This window comes from Candidatus Binatia bacterium (assembly GCA_029248525.1).
GTDB lineage: Bacteria > Desulfobacterota > Binatia > UBA12015 > UBA12015 > UBA12015.
On the sequence record JAQWJE010000014.1, the window covers coordinates 24,905 to 46,530 of the forward strand.

The following is a 21,626-nucleotide window of genomic DNA, read 5'->3' on the forward strand; positions in this document are numbered from 1 at the left end:
CGCCCGGAGAGCTCCCTGTGAACACCCGGATCCATTTGGCAACGACGCCTGATGATGCAACCGCAAGGCACTCAATAGACCCGTCCGGGCGAACGATCAAGCGACATCGCGCCGTTCGGCCGCCTGAAGCTCGCCAAACCAGCATGGAATCCAGGCAGCCTCGCAGTTGACGGCCGGAAGCGAATTGGGGCAGAAATATCCTCGATGTCGGCGGTCATGGTCGGCCCGTGTTTCAACTCAGGAGGTCCAGATGCCCTACCGTGTTATCCAATGGTACACCGGCTCCATTGCCAGTGAGCAGATCCGGCTGATCGCGCAGCATCCCGAACTGACGCTGGTTGGCGCGGTTGTGCATCACGCCGACAAGGTCGGCCGCGACGCAGGCGAGATTGCCGGCATTGCTCCCCTTGGCGTAAAGGCCGTCGGCAATGGCGAAGAAGCCTTCGGGGTCGATGCCGACGTCGTGCTCTATAATTCACCGTTTGAGCGTTACGACGAAATTCTGCAGATTCTGGCTGCGGGCAAGAACGTGATCACGCCAAGTGCCGCTTTCTATCCGAAGAGTCGTCCGGAATTCGCGGATTTGCAGGCGGCATGCACGAAGGGGCAATCTTCCCTTCTGGGCACAGGGGTGAACCCCGGCTTCGGAGGTGATCTGTTGCCGCTGGTTGCATCGTCCCTTTGCGCCCGCGTGCGCGGCGTACATATACGCGAAAACGGCGATCTGCGCGGGTGGGACCCCTTCCTGCTGACGGAGGTGATGCGGTTTGGCCGCCAAGTCGAGGCGCTCGAGGCCGATCCGGACTACTTTGACTTCATGACCAATTCCTTTCAGCAAGCGTGCCGGATGCTTGCCGAAGCGCTCGCATTCGATGTCGAGTCGGTAGGTACCCGTCCCGCATTTGCCCGGGCGCGCGAAGATATGCTCGGAGGGCGCGTGAAGGCCGGTACAGTGGGTGGGATCCACCTTCAGGTCTCGGTCATGGCTGCGGGAAATGCGGTGGTGACCGAAGACCTGATGTGGCGGGTAGGCGATGCGCTCGACCCCGATTGGTCAGTCGAGCCTCATGCGGGCGTCTGGAAGGTGCATGTCGATGGCGATCCGGGGGTACACCTGAACGTGGGGCTCTCGGGCAGCGGCAGCGATGCCGGGGCCGGCACGCTGGGCACAGCCGCACGGATGATCAATTCGATCCCGGATGTCTGTACCGCGGCACCCGGGCTCCTGACGGTTGCAAACGCGCCCATGCCGCGGTGTTGGAACGTACCCGGTCAGCTCGAGACCGCGACCTGACGTTCGCCAACGGGCACTGTGGTATGGCATAGCAGGGCCATGCTGATGCGAAATAGCCTGCTCGCCTTGTGTACCGCCATGATCGTTGCCGCCTGCGGGGATAGCGGTAGCCCCGGTCCCGATCCCACCCCCACACCGACCCCGGGGCCGACGCCGACGCCGCTTCTCTGCAACGGAGGGAGCCAGCTATGTGATCGCGCGTACGACGAAGTCGCCTATGCGACGACTCATAATGCATACTCGAATGCCACGGATGGATTCATTGGACCCAATCAGGAGTTTGCGGTCCCGCGGCAGTTGTCCGATGGCATCCGCGGGTTGATGCTCGACGCGTATATCCTCGACGGAGAAGTGGTTCAGTATCACGCGCTGGCGGACCTGGGCACTTATCCGCTGCTCTCCACCCTCACGGAGATCCGCGAATTCCTGCAAGCGAATCCCCGCGAGGTCGTGACGATTATCTTCGAAAGCTATGTGGATGGTGATGATATCGCGGACGTTTTCGCCGAGGCGGGCCTTGTCGAATATGCGCATGCGCAGTCCCTCGAGGATCCCTGGCCCACCCTGGGAGAGATGATCGAGAGTGGCAAACGACTCGTTGTATTTACCGATTTGGATGGAGGTGCACGCGACTGGTACTTGCCGGTTTGGGATTTCGCCTTTGAGACACCCTATTCGTTTTCTGTGCCGGAAGACTTGAGTTGTGAGCCGAATCGCGGCAACCCGGAGAATTCGCTCTTTATCCTGAATCACTTCCTGACGCAGACCCTGGGCTCCCCGGAGCTGGCGGAGCAGATCAATTTCAACCCACTTCTTGGATCTCGAATCGAGGAATGCATGCTCCGCAATGATCGAATGGCCAACTTCGTCACGGTGGACTTCTATAATATCGGGGACACGCTCGTCGATGTCGCGGCCCTGAACGAATAGGAGATGGACTGCAGCGAGATCGTCTCGACCGATCGGCTGGACGCGGACCGGCTCTGCTCGCACGCGCACGCGGCTTTCCTTAGGCTGTTCGGGTGAGTGAAAGCCGGTATTTCGAGACGCGAGGACTGCGCCTGCACTATCTGGATTGGGGCGGGGAAGGGCCGGTGGTTGTTCTCGCCCATGGACTTCTGGAACATGCGCATGCCTTCGACGGGCTGGCGCCACTCCTGCGCGACGCGGGCTATCACCCGGTCGCCCTCGATTGGCGCGGGCATGGAGACTCGGATTGGGGCGGCGCCGGGGCCTACTATCATTTTGCGGAATACGTGGCCGATCTGGGCTTTCTGGTCCGCCACCTCGGCGACAAGGTCTGCCTTGTCGGCCATTCCATGGGCGGCAATGTGTCGGTGCAATATGCGGGAACCGAACCGGAGCGGGTCCTGGCGATGGTCAATATCGAAGGCTTGGGCCCCCCCGGCGCAGATTTCTCGGTCGCACCGGAGAAGTTTGCCAAATGGATCGATGATCTCGAGCGGATCGAGGGCCGCATCCTGAAGCCTTTTGCTCGTGAAGCCGCCGTGCGTCGATTGCACGAAGGTTTTCCTCTTCTCGATGAGAATTCTGCTCGTCATATGGTGTTGCATGGGACGCGCGCGGTGGAGGGCGGCTATCTCTGGAAATACGACCCATTACACCGGACCACGTCGCCGCAGCCGTACTATTCTCAACAGGCCTGGGAATTCTGGAAACGAGTCCAGTGTCCGATGCTCTATATCGACGGCGGCTCCAGCGCGGTTGCGATGTCGATGGCCGAGATCGCCGGCCGCGTTGAGGCAACGGGTGCGCAGCGGGTGACAATGCCCGGAGTGAGGCATCATCCTCATCTTGAGTGCCCGGAGGATTTGGCCGCCTTGATTGCGGACTTTCTGCGCCAATCGATAGCGGGCGGCACGGCCTAGGCAAGAAACATATGCAGAAGGGTGATCAGCAAGGCCAGAGGCAGGCTGGCCCGGAACCAATGCGCTCCTCGGGCTTGCTGGATCGTCGCGACCGACAGGCCGAGCATTCCGAAAGCGAGAAGCATGGTCAGAATACCGTGATTGCGTAGTCCTCCGAATCCTTCCTGCCAGAGGTTCCGGAGTTTCTCGGGCAAGACCGTCTCGACAGGAGCGACCATGGCGCTCAGCAACAGGAACGCGATGATCAGTCCGATGGCAGCGACGATCTCCATATTCAGTCGGACCATCCGCCGGGGCAGTTTTCCTTCGGGTCCAGGCCCGAGCGTCAAACCGGCAATCAATGCCAATGGCGGCAGAATCGGCAGTATCATGTTGCCAAGCTCAACCGACCAGAGGGTTGCGGTGACGATCAGGGACAGCCAGAAGACCACCAGCGCCCAGCTCGCAATAAATCCCCAGCCGGGAGGGCTCACGCCGCGGCCGATTTTCCAGGAGGCCACAGCGATCAGGATCAAAAGCCATGGGAATATGGCAAAAAGACCCTGAGCGAGATTCTCGCCGCCCCGGGAAGGATCATCGGTCATTGCCGCGAAAAGCTTCACGGCAATACCCAGGAGAGCGAGGAGAGCCGCGCCCTTCCAAAGAAGTCCGATAGCCCGCGGCGGGAGAGTCGTATCAACTCCCGATGACCGCTGCAGAACAAGGGCAGCCGCAAGCGTAGCGCCAAAGGTTGTCAGAAAGGGCGCCAAAGATCCTTGCAGCCCGATCATCCATCCGAAACTGGAGCAAAGGAACAGGGCAGCCAGCCATCCCGATCGGATCCGTCCGATCCGCGCACCGATGTGGAAAACCAGCAGGGCTGTGCCGACGGAAAGGGCCGCGATCGGGATTTGGCCGCCGACCAACGACAGATCACACGAGTCTCGCATGCAGCCTCCGGCAATCCTTCCTGCAGGCAGGCTGAGTGCGAAGCCACCGCTCGCGAGGGCTCCCAGCAGTACGTTGCGGTTCCGGGATTGCATGCGTGGAGGAGTATACTCTGGCGCGGTGTGTCCGCGCAAAGGATCCTGCTTGCGTTCTGCGCAGAGGAACCGCAGGATGTCGTTCATGCCTGAGAGTGGAACCCCTGAATGGCTCGCCCAAGTCGCCGAGGAAGTCCTCGATCCGCAGGTCGAGATTGTGGACCCGCACCATCACCTTTGGCCCGCCGGCTCGATGTTCAACTACTCGGGTGACGAACTAGCGTCAGATACAACCAGCAGCCACAACGTGGTCGCAACGATGTTCATGGAGTGCCAGTCGGCTTACCGAGAGGATGGCCCCGAACACTTGCGGTCGGTGGGCGAGACCGAGTTTGTGGTTGCCGAGGAAGCCCGGATGCAAGCCCAAAATCCCGCTGCGCCGCCGATCGCCGGGATCGTTGCGCACGCCGACCTGGCAAGCCCCGCGCTCGACGAAATCCTCGACGCCCATATCGCGGCAGCGGCCGGCAAGTTCCGCGGTATTCGCGATGCCCTATGCAGCTGTGACGATCCCGCCCTCATGATCCCACCGCCGGCACCGCCGGAGAAGTTCAAGGGTGAGGCTTTTCGCAAAGGCGTGCGACGGTTGGCCGAGCGCGGCTTCACCTACGACTCGTGGCATTATCACTATCAGAACGCCGAATTTGCCGAGCTGGCACGGGCCTGCCCGGATACGGTGATGGTTCTCGACCATTTCGGAACACCGCTCGGTGTCGGCCGCTACGCGGGAATGCGGGATGCGATTTTCGAGGAATGGAAGATCGGCATCGCCGACGCGGCCTCCTGCGAGAACACCGTGCTCAAAGCGGGCGGCCTGGCCATGCCGGATAACGGGTTCCCGTGGTTTCGTGGCGAGCGCCCTCCAACCTCGGATGAGTTCATCGAACTGCAGGAACGCTACTACCATTACGCAATCGAACAATTCGGGCCCGAGCGCTGCATGTTCGAAAGCAACTTCCCGGTCGATCGCCTCTCCGTAGGCTATGGCGTCCTCTGGAATGCCCTGAAGAAAATCGCCTCGCGCTACAGCGCCAGCGAGCAATCTGCGATGTTCGCGGGAACCGCTCGACGCATCTACAGCCTCGAGACGTGAAAGGAAACTCATGTCCGGAATCCCGCGAACCAAATATCAGACGATCTCGGTGGACCCGCTATCCCCGACCGTCGGCGCCGAAGTCGCCGGCTTTCGTATGGATGGAAATTGCTCACCTTCGTGTATCGCCGAAATTCGGCAGGCTTTGCTGGATTGGAAGGTGATTTTTTTCCGCGATCAGGACGTCAGCCGCGAGGACCATATCGCCTTCGGGCGATCCTTTGGAGAACTGGAGATTCATCCGTTCGCCACCAACCATCCCGACCACCCCGAGATCGTGGTCATTCATCACGACGAGAGATCGAAATCAGGTCAAAACAGCTGGCATAGTGATGTCACCTGGCGCGAGGAGCCCTCGCTAGGCTCGATCCTGCGGGGACGAGTGATCCCGGACGTCGGCGGCGACACTCTTTTTGCGGATATGCAGGCTGGCTACGACGGGCTCTCCGCCGACATACGCGAACAGATCGACGGGATGACGGCCGTCCATTCCTACACGCGGGTTTTTGGACAAAACCTCTCGCCGGATGAGCAGGTCCGCATGCGTGAGAAGTACCCCGACGTGCGACATCCCGTTGTCCGCACGCATCCCGAGACAGGGGCACGTTCGCTCTACGTCAATTTCTCCTTTGTCTCTCATATCGAGGGTCTGGAGGAGGTCGCGAGCCATCGCTTGCTGCGCAAACTCTACCGACAAGCCACGATTCCGGAATATCAGTGTCGGTTCCGCTGGAAGCAGGACTCGGTTGCCTTCTGGGACAATCGAGCCGTCCAGCACTATGCTGCCTTTGATTACCGCCCGGCGACCCGCCGCGTCGAGCGAGTCACAGTGGTCGGCGATCGACCCGTCTGAACCCGAAAGCCCGGACCGTCTGCATGGGGGAATCGAGAAAGGATCGCTGGGCTCGCCAACGGCAGGAGACGCTCGTGCGCGAGAAAGTCTTCTGGTCGAGCGGCCAAACCAGAATAGCCGGCGTGGACGAGGTCGGTGTTGGTCCGCTGGCCGGCCCATTGATGGCAGCGGCCGTCATCCTCCCGCCGAGCATTGCGATTGACGGCGTTCGGGACTCCAAAAAAGTGAGCCCCAAGCGACGGGAAGAACTATTCGAAGAAATCACCGCTGCGGCGGTGGCCTGGAGCGTCGGCGAAGTGACCCCCGCCGAAGTCGACCAACTCAACCCATATCACGGAGCCCTCGAGGCAATGCGTCGCGCAGTGACGGGACTTCCGGAGGCACCTGAGCATGTTTTGGTGGATGCCCGCACCATCCCGGAAATCAGTTTTCCTCAGACAGCGATCGTTCGGGGCGACGCGTCCGTTTATTCGATCGCGGCGGCCTCGATTGTGGCCAAGGTGAGTCGAGATCGCCGAATGGCGGTGCTCGATCAAACCTATCCCGGATACGGGTTTAGTCGACATGCCGGCTACGGCACTCCCGAGCATTTCCGGGCATTGGATGATTTGGGGCCTTGTCCGGCCCACCGGCGATCCTTCGCTCCGGTCCGTGCCCGGCTGATAGATGCTCCGGGAGCCTCGACGCGCTAGAGTCATATAGGGAACGGAAATCCGAACTCCGACAAGAAACATCTATGGACAATCGAAAGCACGGAACGGAAGGCCCCAACGGGCCCGGTGGGGCCTCAAGCGAACCGCCTCGCGGGGAGGGTGGCCCGATCCGCGTCGATCGCTCGCCTCCCGGATTCTCGGCGTCCGCGGTGGCGCCGCTGCCCGCCAGCGAGGTGCATCGGATTCCGGTCTCCGGAATGCGGGCTGCAATCGCCCGACGGATGCACCAAAGCCAACGCGAAGTGCCGCTCTTTCATGTCGAGCGCGAGATTCTCATGGACCGCGCCCTGGAACTCTGTGCGAGGCTGCGCGACGAGGGCCACCAGATATCCTGCGGCCATATATTTCTGAAAGCAGCAGCAGACGCGCTCGTTGCTCAGCCCGAATTGAACGCTCGCTTTGTCGGGGATGCAATCGAAGTTCTCCGACGGATTCATCTTGCGATCGCAATTGCCCTCCCGGAGGGACTGATCTTTCCGGTACTGCACGATGCGCCGGGATTGAACCTGCTCCAGATAGCCGAGCGCACAGCCAATTTACGCAGCCAGGCCGAGGCCAAGACGCTCGCATCGGAAGACCTTGCCGGTGCATCCTTTACCGTCTCCAATCTCGGCAAGCGCGGCGTCGACCGGTTCACCACGGTCGTTCATCCGCCGCAGGCGGCCAGTCTGGCACTCGGGATGGTTGCCCACCGACCGGTGGTCGAGAAGAACGCCGTCCGCGCGGCCGCCACCGTGCACGCGACCTTGTCCTGCGATCACCGGGCGGTAGACGGCCAGCAGGCGGCGGCATATCTCGAGGCGCTCCGTCTCCTTTTGGAGGATCCCGAAAAGCTCCTCACGGGAATCCATCTCGGAGAGACGTGACCAGCGCCGATCCCACCCTCGGGAGGGCACCCAAAGCCCTATGGGACCGGGACGAAGGTACTCTCCGTTGCCGCTTTCTGGGGCGGGTGGAATACACCCGGGCCCTGCAGCTCCAGGAATCATTGATCGAGACCAGTCGGGCGGGAGAGGATCAACTTCTGCTCCTCGAACACCCGCCGGTCTACACGACGGGCCGCAGCGGGGATCCGGCGAATCTCCCGGCTGACGCGGCCGGGGTCCCTGTGATTCGCACCGGCCGCGGCGGCGATGCTACCTTTCACGGCCCCGGCCAGTTGGTTGGCTACCCGATCGTGGACCTCCGACGTCGAGGCAGCGACGTCCACCGCTACCTCCGGCAGATCGAGGCCGGTCTCCTCGCTGCGTTGGCCTCCTACGAGATCGACGCGCACAGAGAGTCGGGCCGCACGGGCATTTGGGTCCGGCGCCCCGACGATATGGAATCGGCCAAGATCGCCTCGATCGGTATCGCCGTGCGACGCGGTGTCGCCTGGCATGGGTTTGCCCTCAACGTCGACAACGACGTCCGTGGATTCGAGCGGATTACCGCCTGCGGGATTCCCGGAATCCGCATGACCTCGATCATGGAGGCCGGTTCCGGCGCCAGACCGAGCCTGCCGGACGTGGCGGAGACGGTCGCCCGGGCGATGGCCAGCGCCCTGGGAGCGCCCGCTCCTAGTTGATTTCATGATAGTTTTGGCCGCTATATTGCTTCGCGAACCCGTTTCCCGTAGCAATCTGTACGGCCGGATCTGATGGTCCGGTGTGGTTTCGGAGGAGAGGCGATGCTCAAGCTATACGATTATATGCAGTGTCCGTTTGGCCAGAAGGCCCGGATCGTGCTGGCCGAGAAGCAGCTCGATTACGAGTTGGTGCCGGTCGACCTGCGGAAAAATGAGCAGTTCGAGGCCGCTTTCGTCGAAATGAGCCCATTTCACAAGGTTCCCGTCCTCGTCGACGAGGAGGGCGCTGATGACCCCGAACGTATTGTTGTCTATGACTCGACGACAATTGGCGAATACCTCGAAGACGAGTATCCGGAGCCTGCTCTGTTGCCTCCCGCCGAGGAAGCCGCAGACCGCGCGAGGATCCGCAGTCTCGAGGATTTTGCCGATCAGGCCTTCGTTCTACCGGCAGGAAACTACCTGACCGAGTATATCAAGGAAGAGAACGGCGATCCCGACAGACTGGGGCGCGCCAAGGACGAACTGGATCGAGCCTTTTTCCGCCTCGAGCGGGAACTTCAAGGCGGTCGCAAATACCTCGGAGGCGATCTCTTCACGCTTGCGGATGCCGCTTTCGCCCCGCGCTTGCTTCTGCTGGCTGGTCGCGGTGTCGAGCTCCCGGCCGAGACGAGGGCGCTTCGAGGCTATATCGACAGGCTCCGTCAACGCGAGAGCATTCGCGGTCTGCAAGGGATCTGATCCCGAGCCGCGAACCATGCTGACTCCGGAGCCGTGGTTCAGGAAGGCAGGCAACGCGGATGACGCCTGAAGAGGAAGAAGCGAAGAGACTCGCGATCGTGAAGTCCTTCCGGGTGGTCTGCCTCTGCAACAAGATCAAACGGGGCATCATTGAGAAGGCGATCGACTCCGGTGCAACGACGATCACCGAAGTACGAATGCGAACGCGGGCCGCGACCGGCCCTTGTGGGGCCAAACGATGCGGGCCCGTCATCACTCGGATGCTTCGCGGGGAGGACTGACGTCTTGCCTGCCGCTTATCGAGTGATACCCTCGGAGGCTGCCGACCAAGACCGGACGGCCGAGGTTGCCTATGAACGAGATTGAATTGCCCGCGAGCATTCCCCTTTTTCCCCTTCCGAATGCCATTCTTTTCCCTGGGCTCAGCTTGCCCCTGCATATTTTCGAACCGCGCTACCGAGAGATGGCCGCCGACGCACGCGCCGGTGAGGGCATGATCGGGATGGTATTGCTCAATCCGGCCGACAAGCCGAGCCCCGACGGGGATCCGGCTGTATTCCCGATCGGCTGCGCCGGCAAAATAGACCAATTCGAACTCCTCGAAGATGGACGTTCCAATCTCCTGTTGAAAGGGTTCCGACGTTTTCGAATTCGCCTCGAGCAGGGCGAGAAACCCTATCGCATTGCCGAGATTGAATGGCTCGACGGCGAGGGAATCGACGAGAGTCTGTCTGCAATTCCCGCAGAACTTGTCCCGAAACTAGAGGAACTCCTGAAACGCGAAGGACGTAACTTTGAAGGGAGCCTCGTCGATCACCTTCCGGATGACCCCGCGATCGCGATCAATACGCTCGCTTTCGCGATGGATCTGAATATGGTCGAAAAAATGGCTTTGCTGGAATGCGACACGGCCCTCCTGCGAGCGGACCGCCTGCTTGAGTTCGTCGAGTTCCGGCTTGCCGGCACCGTCCAGGGCTTGTCGGACGCCGAAAGGATCGTGCACTGAGATGATGGCCCAAATCCCGGCGCTGCTTGCGCTTATCGCGCTCATCTCCGCAATCGTCACGATGGTAATCGGAGTTTCAGTCGGACATGAGAATGCGTCCGTGGAGACATTGATCTATGCGGGCATGGCAACGATCTTTCTCCAGGTTTTCGCATTGGCGGTGACCTTTATTCACAGCCGCCTGGTGACCCAGGATATCGCGGAGTTGATGTTGGCCGTCAAGGCGGCCGAGGAGGGCGCTTCCCCCGCCTCGGATGGGATAAGGCAGCCCATAGATTCACATGCTAGTAAATCGAGGTAAATTCGAGGTGAATCATGAAACGCAGCCTGCAAGATGTACTCAAGGATGCCCGCGCCATCGTGCCCGAGGTATCGACAGACGAGGTATCCGCCAGAATAGCCGAGGGACTCGGTAAGGCGGTCCTTCTCGACGTTCGTGAAAAAGAAGAGTTTCGGGAAGGCCACCTCCCCGAGGCAGTCTCGGTTCCCCGGGGTTTTCTTGAAATTCAGATCGAAACCGCCATTCCGGATCGAGACACGCCGATCGTCGCCTATTGTCAGGGAGGGACGCGATCATTGATCGCCGGGCGCGCCCTCAAGGAAATGGGCTACACCGATGTGGTATCGATGGCAGGGGGCTACGGCGTCTGGAAGGGAGCCGGGCACCCATGGACACAAGACCATCAATTCACGCCCGACCAGTTGCAGCGATACAGCCGCCACTTTCTTCTGCCTGAGGTAGGCGAAGAGGGACAGGCAAAACTTCTCGATGCCAAAGTCCTTCTGATCGGCGCAGGCGGTCTCGGTTCGCCGACGGCCTACTATCTCGCTGCGGCCGGAGTGGGCACCATCGGTATCGTCGACGACGATACCGTGGATCGATCCAACCTCCAGCGCCAGATCCTGCATACCGAAGAGCGAGTCGGGATGCCCAAGGTCGAATCAGCTCAATTGACGCTGCAGGGCCTGAACCCGGACGTCAAAGTCGTGCCCTATCAGGAGCGCATCAGCTCCGAAAACGTCATGAGCCTCTTTGCTGACTACGACATCATCGTGGATGGATGCGACAACTTTCCCACCCGGTATCTCGTCAATGACGCCTGCGTGTTTTTGAACAAGACAAACGTTCACGGCAGCATTTTTCAGTTCGAAGGCCAGACGACGGTTTTCAAGCCCCACGAAGGCCCCTGCTACCGATGCCTGTTCCCCGAGCCACCACCTCCGGGAGCTGCTCCTTCATGCGCCGAGGCCGGCGTACTTGGCGTCCTGCCCGGTCTGATCGGCTGCATTCAGGCGGTTGAGACGGTAAAGTTGATCCTGGGGGCTGGACGAGGCCTTATGGGCCGGCTCCTGCATCTGGATACCCTCGCCATGGAAATCAACACCATGAAGCTTCGTCGCGATCCGGAGTGCCCGGTTTGCGGCGAATCCCCGACCATAACCGAACTCATCGACTACGAAGAGTTTTGCGGCCTGCACTGAGACGGACCAAATGAAAGTCACAATCAAACTCTTCGCAGGCCTGCGAAAATTCGCTCCCGAGGGCGGAAGCGACGAAATCGAGTTGGAGCTTCCCGAGGGAGCCACGGCCGAGGACGCCGTCAGCGCACTCGGGATTCCCGAAGGTCATGCGGGTGCAGCCTTCATCAACAATGAACGCGCAGACCTGACGGTATCTCTGGCCGAGGGGCAGGTCGTTGGACTGATCCCGCCTCTGGGCGGCGGCTGAGCCCAGACATCACTCTCTCCGGTGCGTCCGACGGCGAGAGCTCTGATGTTCCGAGTGCTCACGGGGCCGCCTCCACAGACAGCGGGCATAAAAAAACCCCGAGGACGTTTTCTCGCGCGTGTTCCGACGACTAGCGTCAAAGGCGCGGGCCCTGCCGGTTGTACAGGGCGCCCCCGGGGCCGATGGTGCCTGGATCTCCAGGCCACCACGATATTACCGTGACTGGCCTAGGAGGCCACCACCTCACAGATCACCGTGTATGTACTATCAGCCAATTTGGACCACCTCCATTCTCGGCGCCGTCGCACCGTCAAAACGGTCCGACTCTTCCGCGGGACCAGACCCGCCCGCACGTCCCAGCCGCCGTTCCTGTGCCGTGCGCATGATTCACCAGATCCACGCGGCTTCACCGCGTCATCCAGATCCCCGGGCGCTGTGTTTCGCCCGAACCATCACCACCAGAATACGCCCTAACCAAACTCTTGTAAATCGACGGTGTTTCTTTCTTCGTAAAAAAGTCCGAGGCTACATCCCGTGTCGAAAACCGGATATACCCCGACCATGGAAGAAGGGACTGCGATGATGAGCAATTTCATAGAAACGGAAACTAAAGAACGAGTGCTTTGGATCACGATCAATCGCCCCGAGGTCATGAACTCCCTGCATCCACCTTGCCACGAAGAATTACACGAGGTGTGGAACAACTTTCGCGACGATCCCGATCTCTGGATTGCTGTTTTGACGGGAGCAGGGACGAAGGCATTTTCGGCAGGCAACGATCTGAAATGGACTGCCGAAAACCAGGGGAAGCTAGCGGCGCCACCCGAAAGCGGATTTGGTGGTTTGACCAACAGGTTTGACCTGAACAAACCGGTGATCGCCATGGTCAACGGCTTCGCTCTTGGTGGAGGCTTCGAAATGGCTCTGAGTTGCGATCTGATCATCGCTGCCGAAAGTGCGAGCTTTGCACTCCCCGAGCCGAAAGTCGGCCTCTACGCTGCGGCCGGTGGCACCCAAAGATTGCTGCGGCATGTTCCACTCAAGATGGCGATGGGCATGATGCTCACAGGCAAGCGAATCAGCGCCACGGAGGCACAGAATCTCGGCTTGGTGAACGAGGTGGCCGCAGCTGAGGATCTTCGCGCCACCACCGAGAGATGGGTCGCCGAAATTCTGGCGTGTTCTCCCTTGAGCATTCGAGCAACCAAGGAAACCGCCATGGGCAGCCTGGACCGGCCGCTGCAGGAGTCTATCAATCCGGGTCAATACCCGTCGGTGCGGGCGCTGTTCAGCTCCGAGGATATGATTGAAGGGCCGCTCGCATTCGCGCAGAAGCGCGCCCCCGCATGGAAAGGCCGATAGCCTGCGAGGCGCGTCTCCTGCTGCCGCTCAATCCTTGGCGCGGGAGACGTAGTCGCCGGTCTCGGTCGCGACTCGAATCACATCGTCTACCGAGATGAAGCTTGGCACCTGCACGACCAGACCGGTTTCGGTCGTGGCGGGCTTGAGCTGTGCTGCTGCCGTGGCGCCCTTGATCGCCGGAGCCGTCTCCTCGACCTTGAGGTCGACGTTTTTGGGCAGCGACACGCCGAGGGGTCGCCCCTCGAAACTTTCCACATCGATTTTCATATTCGCGAGCAAGAATTTGCGTGCGTCTCCGAGGTCGTCGACAGTCAACTCGATCTGATCGTAGGTCTCGGTGTTCATGAAATGGAAAGTCTCCCCATCCGCGTAGAGAAACTCCATCTCGTTCTGCTCGAGCGTTGCCCGATCGACTTTGTCGCTGGAGCTGAATCGGTGTTCCGCCGTGTTGCCCGAACGCAGGTTCCGTAGCTTGGTCTGAACCATGCCGCGCCAGTTTCCCGGAGTGACGTGCATGACGTGAAATACCCGATGCAGTTCCTTGTTATGCATGATCACCATGCCGACGCGTAATTGTGTTGCAGGAATTAACATTGGTTTCTCTCCCACCGGCAAAGCCGGTTCATGACCTGATTGATATCCAGACGGTAGCGAGGGTCAGCAGGACCGTCGTCCAGGCAGCGCCTCCGAGGCGACCGAGCCGACTTTTCAGCAGCTTTTCGTCCACATCCTCACCCCATTCCTCTTCTCGAACCACCCGATGCCCAATGCCCATGGAAACCCAGGTGCCCGACATCACCACCAAAAAAGCGAGGGTGAGCTTTCCAGCAAGAAAAGTGGCGAAGGTGGAAAAATAGGCCTCACCCAATTCCGCCTTCAGGCCGGTGATACTCCAGGCGCCAGTCATCACCATCAAACCGAGAAGGGCGATCGCCAGAGGATCATAAATTTTCAGAACATGAGCAAGACGCGCCCGGCAATGCCTTGGGTCAGGCGCACGCCGAGCGTGCCCGACGGTAAATAGGGCCAAGCCAAGGGTCGAACCGAGAAATCCGCCTGTCGCGAGAAGGTGTATCCAGAAGAGCACATAAACAAACTACAGAATTCGGAAGACAATCGCATCTACGGGATTGCGTGCCGGAAGATTCGCTGGTTGTGTACCGGCCTATGTCTGACATCGCGCCCGCCGAGCTGTTCTACCGCGGCACTGTCGTGCGCCTTTCGCACGCCACCCGACGAGGCCTCCTGCGCAGTGCGACAGGTCGTGAGGTCGAATTCGACCTGCAATTCGTCACCTTGGCCAAGGCGTTCCGCGGCAAGCCCCCCGAAATAGCGCTGAAGGAAGGTCTTGAAGTCGGTTTCGATGTCGGCTGGACGTCACGAGGCCTGCGGGCATCTCGGCTCTTTCCCGCGCCTCTCGATTCAGAGAGGAAATCCGGTCAGGAAGGTGATGTACCGGCCGATAAAAGCTCCGGTGAGAACGAATATCAGCTCGATATAGAATAAGCCGGTTGCGGCCATGGTCTGCGGGATGACCAAGACACGATAGACCATCAGCGCAATCCCGAGAGCGGGCAGAGGACCGAGGAGCACTCGGAGGGCCACAGCCGTCGAGTACCCAAAGAAGCGCTCTTCACCGGAGCCTCCGAGCAGCCACATGCCGAAGATGCCGATGGCGAGGACCGCAGTCTCGAAAATCAGGGTTCCCAGAAAAAACCGAAAGCACTTCCGAAAGGGCTCGATATCCATTTCGATATCGATCAAATACCAATGGCCGAACCACATTCCGGTCCAAACGCCCCCGAGGACGCCCGCGCCGGCAAAGCTCGTCAGAACGGCAAGAACCTGAACCGCAAAACCGAATTCGGACGACAGGGACACGGCGCTCACGCCCAAGGCCAGAAATCCGAGCCCCAGGCCGAGCGGGAAGAGTCGCGCCCGCGCCAACTCCGCCTCGCCCCAAAGGGTCGATACATAGAGAGCCATCACCGGGAGGAAGGCCATCCACAAGGCCGTCTCTCCGGCCCCGATCGAGCTCTCCGGCCGGGAAAAATATAGATAAATGGTACCGCCAGCCCCGAGCAGACCGAAAAGAAAGTAGATGACCCCTGTGGACTTGTAGAATCCGCGCTCCACATCCCTGAAGGGCGGGACGGCAAGCGAAAGCATCCCGCCGACCGCGCTTTGGCAGAGCACCAACAAAAAGCATCGAGCAAATTCCGTCATAAAAGGGTCGACCGACGCAAAGGGTAGCGCACGGGTCCCCCTCCGCAAGGATAGGCGGTAAAGATTACGAAGGTCTTGCTGCCAAACCCTTGAAAATGCCCCGAAAAATCTGGAGGGCTTGATCCAGAGCACCGTAGCGGGCAAGCTTGGAAAGGAATTCCGACTCGGAGAGGAAAAAATGATTCAAGAACCGACCAGACCGACCGTCCGCCCTCAGGCAATCTCGAAGCGCCTGATCCTCAGCCTTTGCCTCGCAGGGGCGGCAGTGACGTTCCTTCCCGCGGCTGCCGCAGCCGACGCTCTCGCCGTTGCCGAGGACGAAGTCTTGACCGTGGAAAAAGCTGGTAACGTGGAGGCCGTGATTGTCGGGGCCCCCATCAAATCGACCGAGGGAGCCCGTGGCGGAGATCTCGGGAAATGGTCCAATTATGCCGAGCCCGGCGAGCTCGAGTCTCGCGGCCAGCAGCCGAGGAGCGACTCGCCCAATCTTGACCGAACAAAGCGAGCTTTGCTGGCGGTAGGCTCCACCATCGGCAGTATTTTATACTTTCCCGTGAAATTGGTCGTTGGCGTTACCGGGGCCTTCGTGGGCGGGATCGCAGGTGCGGTCTCGGGCGGAGACCAGGCAACCGCGTCCGGAATCTGGAATGTCACAACCGACGGGGATTATTTCGTGAGCCCCGAGGAACTCGACGGTACGACCGAATTTCGGTTCACCGGGGACCATCGCTAGACAACCTTTCCCCGGCGGCACGGTCCCGGAATCGAGGGCCGAGCAACGGCCCGTTTGGGGCTTGCGCACGCCTGTTTCGGGCTTATCGTAAAGGTATGGAAAATACCTTCAGCGAAGCTGATATGGCTATGCTCCTGCTGGACCAGAAAGATCTGGTCCACCTTGGAGCCATACTCGGACTGCAAGCCCGGTTCGGAACGCAACCCGAGGAAGCCACGACCCCGACAAACCCCTTACCTCTGGAGTTCGACGCCTGAGCAGGACCTGGGGCCGGAACGGAGTTGACGGCCCGCCGACGTAACCTCCTGTTCAAGTCCCGTACCCGAGCAAGATCGCCGGTAATCACAGAACCCCAAACAAGATATCAACCCGGCCTCACGCGCCCTCGGATCACCTCCGCCGCTCGCGCTGTCGGCCGGGCCGGCCGAAAGCCTCAGATTCTTCCGAGGTCCGTAATCCTTTTCAGTCTCCTGACGGGAACCTCGCGGGTCTGTGGGGTGCCGCGACCACCACGCCATGACGGGAGGCCATTCGCTCCAGAGTGGCTCGCGCCAGTTTACTCGGGTTGGAATGTCCGTTTTCCCATCGGTTCACGGTACTGACGGTGATTCCGAGTTCCTGAGCGAATTCTTCCTGAGTCATCTCGAGTTGATGACGCATATCACGAACCTTGATATCATTTTTTATTTGCATTTCTGTATCCTCCGCCGGACGCACCTCCGGCTGACTTGAGGTAAGACGGGCGAACGCCATAGATATTCGAGAGCCCTCCAACCCTTGCTCTTCACAGTTACGCAAATGCCGTGCCCTGTTCTGCATCACCGAAATTGGACCAGCCTCGGTCCCGATCGGCGAAAAGTTGCCACTTCTCCGTTTGATCGGCGGAGATTTGCCACCGAGCGAGGGGCAGAGTAACTGCAGAGGGTGGACAATACGGAACGAGTGACCAAAGCTTGCGCGTGTGCCAACGTGGCGCTCGTGAAGTACTGGGGCAAGCGCGACCCCGAAGCGAATTTGCCGGCAGTCGGGAGCATTTCCCTGACGCTCGAAGGGCTCGAGGCCGAGGCGACCATTTCGATGCGTCCCGCCGATCGCTTTACGAGCCGCGGCAAGACGGTCCCTGGAAGGGCATACGACCAAATGGTCAGTTTTCTGGACTGGGTCGCCAGAACGTACGATAGCGAGACCCCGCTGGCAGTAAATATAGAGACGAATTTTCCGGTCGCGGCCGGTCTGGCGTCCTCCGCAGCCATCTACTGCGCAACAGCCACTGCCGCGCTTTCGTTCCTCGAGGTATCTGCATCCCGTCGCGAACTCTCGGCGATCGCTCGACGGGGATCCGGCTCCGCCTCTCGTTCGGTTTTCGGAGGCCTCGTCGAATGGCACCGTGGCACCGACCCTGGCGGCGACGACTCCTTCGCGGATCCTCTCCTGCCAGCCGAAGACTGGGCGCTCGGAATGGTCGTTGCGATCCTGGACGAAGGCCAAAAGAAAACATCCTCTCGCGATGCGATGCAGCACGTCGCCGAAACCTCACCTCTCTACTCTGGATGGCTGGCCGCACAGGAAGATGACCTCGAATCGATGCGTCACGCGATTCATGCCCGGGATTTTCCGACCGTCGGCAGAATCACCGAGGAAAGCACGCTGCGCATGCACGCAGTCACCATGGCCGCTCGACCGGCCGTCCTTTATTGGCAACCGGCAACCTTGCACGTCATGGAAGCGGTACGCGAACTGCGCGCGACGGGCCTCGACGCCTACTTCACAATGGACGCAGGGCCTCAAGTCAAAGTTCTCTGTCAACAACAAGATATGGGGGCCGTGGCAGCGAAGCTCGAATCGGTCCCCGCCGTCCTGCGGGTTTTACAAGCTCGCGCCGGCAGTGGTGTTCGTGTTCTTGAGGGCAAGGCCCCTTGGAAATAAGCGCCAGCGCTCCCGGAAAGCTATTCCTGCTCGGCGAGTACGCCGTGACGGCCGGTGAGCCCGCCGTTCTTTGCGCAACGGACAGGCGGTTGGAATGCCAGATTTCCGCGCGCTCCGGGTCCGGTCAGATCCGGATCATCCGCAAAGGTGGGGAATCCTACCTTTGTCCTCCGAATTTGGAAGAAGTGAACAGAGCCCCCGAGAGCATGCGCTTCGCCGTGGCCGCAGTGCAGGTCGGGTGTCGCGCAGCAGGGATCGCAGATCTGGACCTCGAAATTGCCCCCGCCGAAACCCTGGACCGAGGCACCCCAAAAGTCGGCCTTGGAGGCAGCGCCGCGATCACGGCGGCGATTCTCGCCGGAGTCGCCGAACTCCCGGGCGCGGCATCGATTCGAGACCAAACTCGCCGCATCACGCTCGGAGTTCAGGCACACCGACTGGCACAGCAGGGAGGCTCCGGTGCCGACGTCGCGGCCATCACCACAGGCGGGTTGGCCTGGGTGGAAGGCATTGGCGACGCACCACCGCCCCGCAATATCAGCGAAGCGGCGCGTACGAATCTGCCTGATCTTTCGGTCGCCCCACTCGAGCTCCCGGCGGGTTTGGACCTCCGGGCCCTGGCGACCGGACGACCCGCGCGCAGCGGCCCACGCGCAGCACATTTTCGCCACGCACTTGCAGGACACGGCCCCCTGAGCGAGGCGGGCGCGCAAGCCCTGCGCGCCTGGAACACGTGCATGACCGAGGCCACCCAGGATTTCCGGAAGGCTTGCTTGAACAACAACGCGGATCTCGCACTTCGAGCACTCGCAGACGGTGGGGAACTCTTCGCACGCCTTCCGGTGATTTCCGGCATACCGGTCTGGAGCCCGGAACTGCGTCGATTGCAAGCGCGTAGTCGCGCAGAGAGCGCATTGTCCATCAAGCCCTCGGGAGCGGGCGGCGGTGATTGCGCCGTTGCGCTCATCCGTGCACCGGAGCCGCCGTTCTGGCAAAAGGACACGGTGATTAATTCCCTTGGAACCGTTGCTCTGAAAACCACCGGAAACGGTGCTGTAGCGCAACAGGAGAGCACACGATGAGCGGCCGAAAAAAATCCACCGCGGAAGACCTTCTGGCCGAACGCAAGCAGGACCATCTGGACCTATGCCTGCGCGAAGATGTCGGCACCGAGCACAAAACCACCCTTTTGGAAGAGGTCGAACTCATCCACGAAGCCTTGCCGGATGTCTCCTATGATCAACTCGACACCACCAGAAAGTGGTTGGGCAAGACGTTGGCGGTGCCTCTGATCATTACAGGAATGACGGGGGGCACACGTCAGGCCTTCGCGGTGAATCGCGATATGGCGAAAGTCGCAGAAGCCTGCGGAATCGCATTCGGAGTGGGAAGCCAACGAGCAATGCAAAGCCGTCCCGACTCGGCCTGGACCTACGAGGTCCGCAAATACGCACCGACGACCATCGTCCTTGCGAATATCGGGCTTGGGCAGGCCTGCACCATGAAACTTCCGGAATATACTCCGCTGATCGATTCTCTTGAGGCAGACGGCCTCTGCCTCCATCTCAATGTAGGTCAGGAAATGATCCAAACCGAGGGCGATCGAGATTTCCGTGGAGGCCTGCAAGCTTTCCGTCGCTTGAAGAGAGGCCTTCAAGTTCCCGTGATCGCCAAGGAAACGGGCTGCGGAATCTCCCGTGCCACCGCCGTTCGGCTCAAGGAGGCCGGGATCCGCAACCTCGACCTTTCCGGGGCAGGAGGAACCTCCTGGATCCGGATCGAGGCCCTGCGCGAAACTCCTGGTCAGGGCCCCGGCGAAGTGTACCGCGAGTGGGGCATCCCGACGGCCGGCAGTCTTGTGCAGGTGCAGGGTCTGGGCCTGACCACGATCGCCAGCGGTGGAATTCGTACCGGCCTCGATATCGCTCGCGCCATCGCGCTCGGAGCGAACATCGCCGGCGTCGCTCTCCCGGTGTATCAGGCCTACCGAGCGGGTGGGGTCCCGGGCGCGATGGAATTTGTCGAACAGTTGGTACACGAACTCAAGATCGCGATGCTCTTGACGGGTAGCAAGAACCTGCGAGAGCTGGGCAAGGCCGACCACATCCGGGGGCCCAAGCTTCGGCAGTGGGAGACCGCCCCCTCCAAGCGGGGGAAAGGCGCTCGATGAAACACAAACAAGAGTCTAGAATCTCGGGCTTTCACAGGCTTTCCATTGCCGACCGCCAGGAGGAATTGGCCAGACGTTGGGATTTGAACCCGGAAGAAATGGCGGATCTGCGCAATGAAGCGCCGCTCGCCCTGTCGCGCGCGGCACAACTGACCGAAAACACCGTGGGCATTTATGCACTCCCAATGGGGGTCGCACTGAATTTTCGAGTGGATGGCGAGGACCGTTTGGTCCCGATGGTTACCGAAGAGCCCTCCGTCATCGCTGCAGCCTCGAACGCGGCCCGTCTGGCACTTGATGGAGGTGGCTTTCGAGCCGAGAGCGACCCATCCTCCATGATCGCCCAAATCCAACTGGTCGATGTCCCCGACCCAGAACAAGCCAAGGCTTCGATCGAAGCCGCCAGTGGCACTTTGATGGCGCGGATCGACGCGCTGGCGCCGGGCATGGCGCGACGCGGTGGGGGCGCGCGGAGCATCGACGTCCGGATTCTGCCCGCGCCCATGGAGCATACCTTTGTCGTGGTCCATCTCCATATCGATGTTGGCGACGCGATGGGCGCAAATGCAATCAATACCATCGCCGAGGAATTGGCACCGGAAATCGCGGCGCTTTCAGGTGGCAGGGCCCACCTCCGCATCCTCTCCAACTTGCCGGACCGGCGAGTCTCGCGAGCCGAGGCCCTCTATACGTTTGCAGCTCTGGAGATGCCGGATCGCTCCGGTGCCGAAGTCGCCCGCGCTATCGAACTGGCGAGCCTCTTTGCCGAGGCCGACCCCTATCGCGCAGCCACCCATAATAAAGGCATCATGAATGGCATTGATGCGGTCGCCATTGCCACCGGGAACGACTGGCGCGCCCTGGAAGCCAGCGCCCATGCCTTCGCGGCACAGAAAGGCAGCTATACAGCGCTGTCTACATGGCGGGTAACGGAGCAGGGACTCCGCGGCCGAATCGAAATTCCGATCGCCGTAGGCGTGGTCGGCGCGACGGTCGACGGCAATCCACGAGCGCGCCTCGCACTGAAACTTCTTGGCTGCGAGAAGGCCACCGAACTCGCTTCCGTGATGGCCGCGGTCGGCCTCGCACAGAACTTCGGGGCTCTTCGCGCCCTGGCGACCGAAGGCATCCAGAAAGGTCATATGGCGCGGCACGCGCGAGCAGTCGCATCTGGGGCCGGGGTGCCCGACGATCGCGTCGAGGAGATCGCCGAGCTCCTGATCCAAAAGGGCGAGATCAAAATTGAGGCTGCGCGACGCTTGCTTGCCGAGGATGCGAAGGCCTGACGGCCCCCGTTCGACC

26 protein-coding genes are annotated in these 21,626 nt (G+C 60.7%); 21 read left to right on the forward strand and 5 right to left on the reverse strand.

All coding sequences use genetic code 11. The features are described from left to right. The first annotated feature begins 250 nt into the window (after positions 1–250). From P8K07_03380 to P8K07_03390, 3 genes are all read left to right on the forward strand, one after another. Entirely contained in the window at positions 251–1,294 is a 1,044-nt protein-coding gene (locus P8K07_03380; protein ID MDG1957561.1) for a hypothetical protein, read from the forward strand. 39 nt (positions 1,295–1,333) lie between these two features. Next, a complete protein-coding gene (locus P8K07_03385; protein MDG1957562.1) occupies positions 1,334–2,224 on the forward strand; it encodes a hypothetical protein in 891 nt (296 codons plus the stop codon). A 92-nt stretch (positions 2,225–2,316) separates the two neighbouring features. After that, positions 2,317–3,183, forward strand: coding sequence for an alpha/beta hydrolase (locus tag P8K07_03390; GenBank protein ID MDG1957563.1), 867 nt, complete (start codon positions 2,317–2,319; stop codon positions 3,181–3,183). Here the strand turns inward: P8K07_03390 and P8K07_03395 are convergent. After that, on the reverse strand, positions 3,180–4,205 hold the full coding sequence (locus P8K07_03395; protein MDG1957564.1) for a hypothetical protein: 1,026 nt from the start codon (positions 4,203–4,205) through the stop codon (positions 3,180–3,182). The two genes, P8K07_03390 and P8K07_03395, sit on opposite strands and share 4 nt — an antisense overlap. A gap of 85 nt (positions 4,206–4,290) precedes the next feature. Between P8K07_03395 and P8K07_03400 the strand changes: the two genes are divergently transcribed. From P8K07_03400 to P8K07_03455, 12 genes are all read left to right on the forward strand, one after another. Continuing rightward, entirely contained in the window at positions 4,291–5,298 is a 1,008-nt protein-coding gene (locus P8K07_03400) for an amidohydrolase family protein (GenBank protein MDG1957565.1), read from the forward strand. Positions 5,299–5,308: 10 nt separating this feature from the next. Next, the gene (locus tag P8K07_03405) at positions 5,309–6,151 is read left to right on the forward strand and encodes a TauD/TfdA family dioxygenase (GenBank protein MDG1957566.1); all 843 of its coding nucleotides are present in this window, start codon (positions 5,309–5,311) and stop codon (positions 6,149–6,151) included. Positions 6,152–6,174: 23 nt separating this feature from the next. Beyond that, a complete protein-coding gene (locus tag P8K07_03410) occupies positions 6,175–6,843 on the forward strand; it encodes a ribonuclease HII (GenBank protein ID MDG1957567.1) in 669 nt (222 codons plus the stop codon). Positions 6,844–6,887: 44 nt separating this feature from the next. Then, entirely contained in the window at positions 6,888–7,730 is an 843-nt protein-coding gene (locus P8K07_03415; GenBank protein MDG1957568.1) for a 2-oxo acid dehydrogenase subunit E2, read from the forward strand. After that, positions 7,727–8,431 (forward strand): lipoyl(octanoyl) transferase LipB, encoded by a 705-nt coding sequence (lipB, locus tag P8K07_03420; protein MDG1957569.1) that lies wholly within the window; start codon positions 7,727–7,729, stop codon positions 8,429–8,431. The genes P8K07_03415 and lipB overlap by 4 nt, the downstream gene beginning before the upstream one ends. 102 nt (positions 8,432–8,533) lie before the next feature. Further along, entirely contained in the window at positions 8,534–9,172 is a 639-nt protein-coding gene (locus tag P8K07_03425; protein ID MDG1957570.1) for a glutathione S-transferase family protein, read from the forward strand. Between the two features lie 59 nt (positions 9,173–9,231). After that, complete coding sequence (locus P8K07_03430; GenBank protein ID MDG1957571.1) at positions 9,232–9,453, forward strand: (2Fe-2S)-binding protein; 222 nt, start codon at positions 9,232–9,234, stop codon at positions 9,451–9,453. A gap of 71 nt (positions 9,454–9,524) precedes the next feature. After that, the gene (locus P8K07_03435) at positions 9,525–10,178 is read left to right on the forward strand and encodes an LON peptidase substrate-binding domain-containing protein (GenBank protein ID MDG1957572.1); all 654 of its coding nucleotides are present in this window, start codon (positions 9,525–9,527) and stop codon (positions 10,176–10,178) included. 1 nt (position 10,179) lies between these two features. Then, positions 10,180–10,479: a hypothetical protein gene (locus tag P8K07_03440; protein ID MDG1957573.1), complete on the forward strand. Its 300-nt coding sequence runs from the start codon at positions 10,180–10,182 to the stop codon at positions 10,477–10,479. A gap of 14 nt (positions 10,480–10,493) precedes the next feature. Further along, entirely contained in the window at positions 10,494–11,660 is a 1,167-nt protein-coding gene (gene moeB, locus P8K07_03445) for a molybdopterin-synthase adenylyltransferase MoeB (protein ID MDG1957574.1), read from the forward strand. 10 nt (positions 11,661–11,670) lie between these two features. Next, on the forward strand, positions 11,671–11,907 hold the full coding sequence (locus P8K07_03450; protein ID MDG1957575.1) for a MoaD/ThiS family protein: 237 nt from the start codon (positions 11,671–11,673) through the stop codon (positions 11,905–11,907). 579 nt (positions 11,908–12,486) lie between these two features. Further along, positions 12,487–13,269, forward strand: coding sequence for an enoyl-CoA hydratase-related protein (locus tag P8K07_03455; protein ID MDG1957576.1), 783 nt, complete (start codon positions 12,487–12,489; stop codon positions 13,267–13,269). A 27-nt stretch (positions 13,270–13,296) separates the two neighbouring features. Here the strand turns inward: P8K07_03455 and efp are convergent, their stop codons facing one another. The 3 genes from efp to P8K07_03470 all read right to left on the reverse strand — a co-directional run bounded on the left by efp (position 13,297) and on the right by P8K07_03470 (position 15,495). After that, positions 13,297–13,863 (reverse strand): elongation factor P, encoded by a 567-nt coding sequence (gene efp / locus P8K07_03460; protein ID MDG1957577.1) that lies wholly within the window; start codon positions 13,861–13,863, stop codon positions 13,297–13,299. A gap of 28 nt (positions 13,864–13,891) precedes the next feature. Beyond that, positions 13,892–14,356, reverse strand: a complete 465-nt coding sequence (locus tag P8K07_03465; protein MDG1957578.1) for a hypothetical protein — start codon at positions 14,354–14,356, stop codon at positions 13,892–13,894. Positions 14,357–14,691: 335 nt separating this feature from the next. Beyond that, a complete protein-coding gene (locus P8K07_03470; protein MDG1957579.1) occupies positions 14,692–15,495 on the reverse strand; it encodes a hypothetical protein in 804 nt (267 codons plus the stop codon). Between the two features lie 178 nt (positions 15,496–15,673). On the opposite strand from P8K07_03470, the gene P8K07_03475 reads away from it, so the two are divergent. Then, positions 15,674–16,228: a hypothetical protein gene (locus tag P8K07_03475; protein ID MDG1957580.1), complete on the forward strand. Its 555-nt coding sequence runs from the start codon at positions 15,674–15,676 to the stop codon at positions 16,226–16,228. Positions 16,229–16,323: 95 nt separating this feature from the next. Next, positions 16,324–16,485, forward strand: a complete 162-nt coding sequence (locus P8K07_03480) for a hypothetical protein (protein ID MDG1957581.1) — start codon at positions 16,324–16,326, stop codon at positions 16,483–16,485. 205 nt (positions 16,486–16,690) lie between these two features. On the opposite strand, the gene P8K07_03485 is transcribed toward P8K07_03480, so the two are convergent. After that, the gene (locus P8K07_03485; protein MDG1957582.1) at positions 16,691–16,921 is read right to left on the reverse strand and encodes a helix-turn-helix transcriptional regulator; all 231 of its coding nucleotides are present in this window, start codon (positions 16,919–16,921) and stop codon (positions 16,691–16,693) included. 231 nt (positions 16,922–17,152) lie between these two features. Between P8K07_03485 and mvaD the strand changes: the two genes are divergently transcribed. The 4 genes from mvaD to P8K07_03505 are packed head-to-tail and all read left to right on the forward strand — an operon-like array spanning position 17,153 to position 21,610. Then, the gene (gene mvaD, locus P8K07_03490; GenBank protein MDG1957583.1) at positions 17,153–18,154 is read left to right on the forward strand and encodes a diphosphomevalonate decarboxylase; all 1,002 of its coding nucleotides are present in this window, start codon (positions 17,153–17,155) and stop codon (positions 18,152–18,154) included. Beyond that, on the forward strand, positions 18,145–19,236 hold the full coding sequence (locus P8K07_03495; GenBank protein MDG1957584.1) for a hypothetical protein: 1,092 nt from the start codon (positions 18,145–18,147) through the stop codon (positions 19,234–19,236). The genes mvaD and P8K07_03495 overlap by 10 nt, the downstream gene beginning before the upstream one ends. Beyond that, positions 19,233–20,324, forward strand: coding sequence for a type 2 isopentenyl-diphosphate Delta-isomerase (fni, locus tag P8K07_03500; protein MDG1957585.1), 1,092 nt, complete (start codon positions 19,233–19,235; stop codon positions 20,322–20,324). Before P8K07_03495 ends, fni begins: the two co-directional genes overlap by 4 nt. Further along, positions 20,321–21,610 (forward strand): hydroxymethylglutaryl-CoA reductase, degradative, encoded by a 1,290-nt coding sequence (locus tag P8K07_03505; GenBank protein ID MDG1957586.1) that lies wholly within the window; start codon positions 20,321–20,323, stop codon positions 21,608–21,610. The genes fni and P8K07_03505 overlap by 4 nt, the downstream gene beginning before the upstream one ends. Positions 21,611–21,626 lie beyond the last annotated feature (16 nt).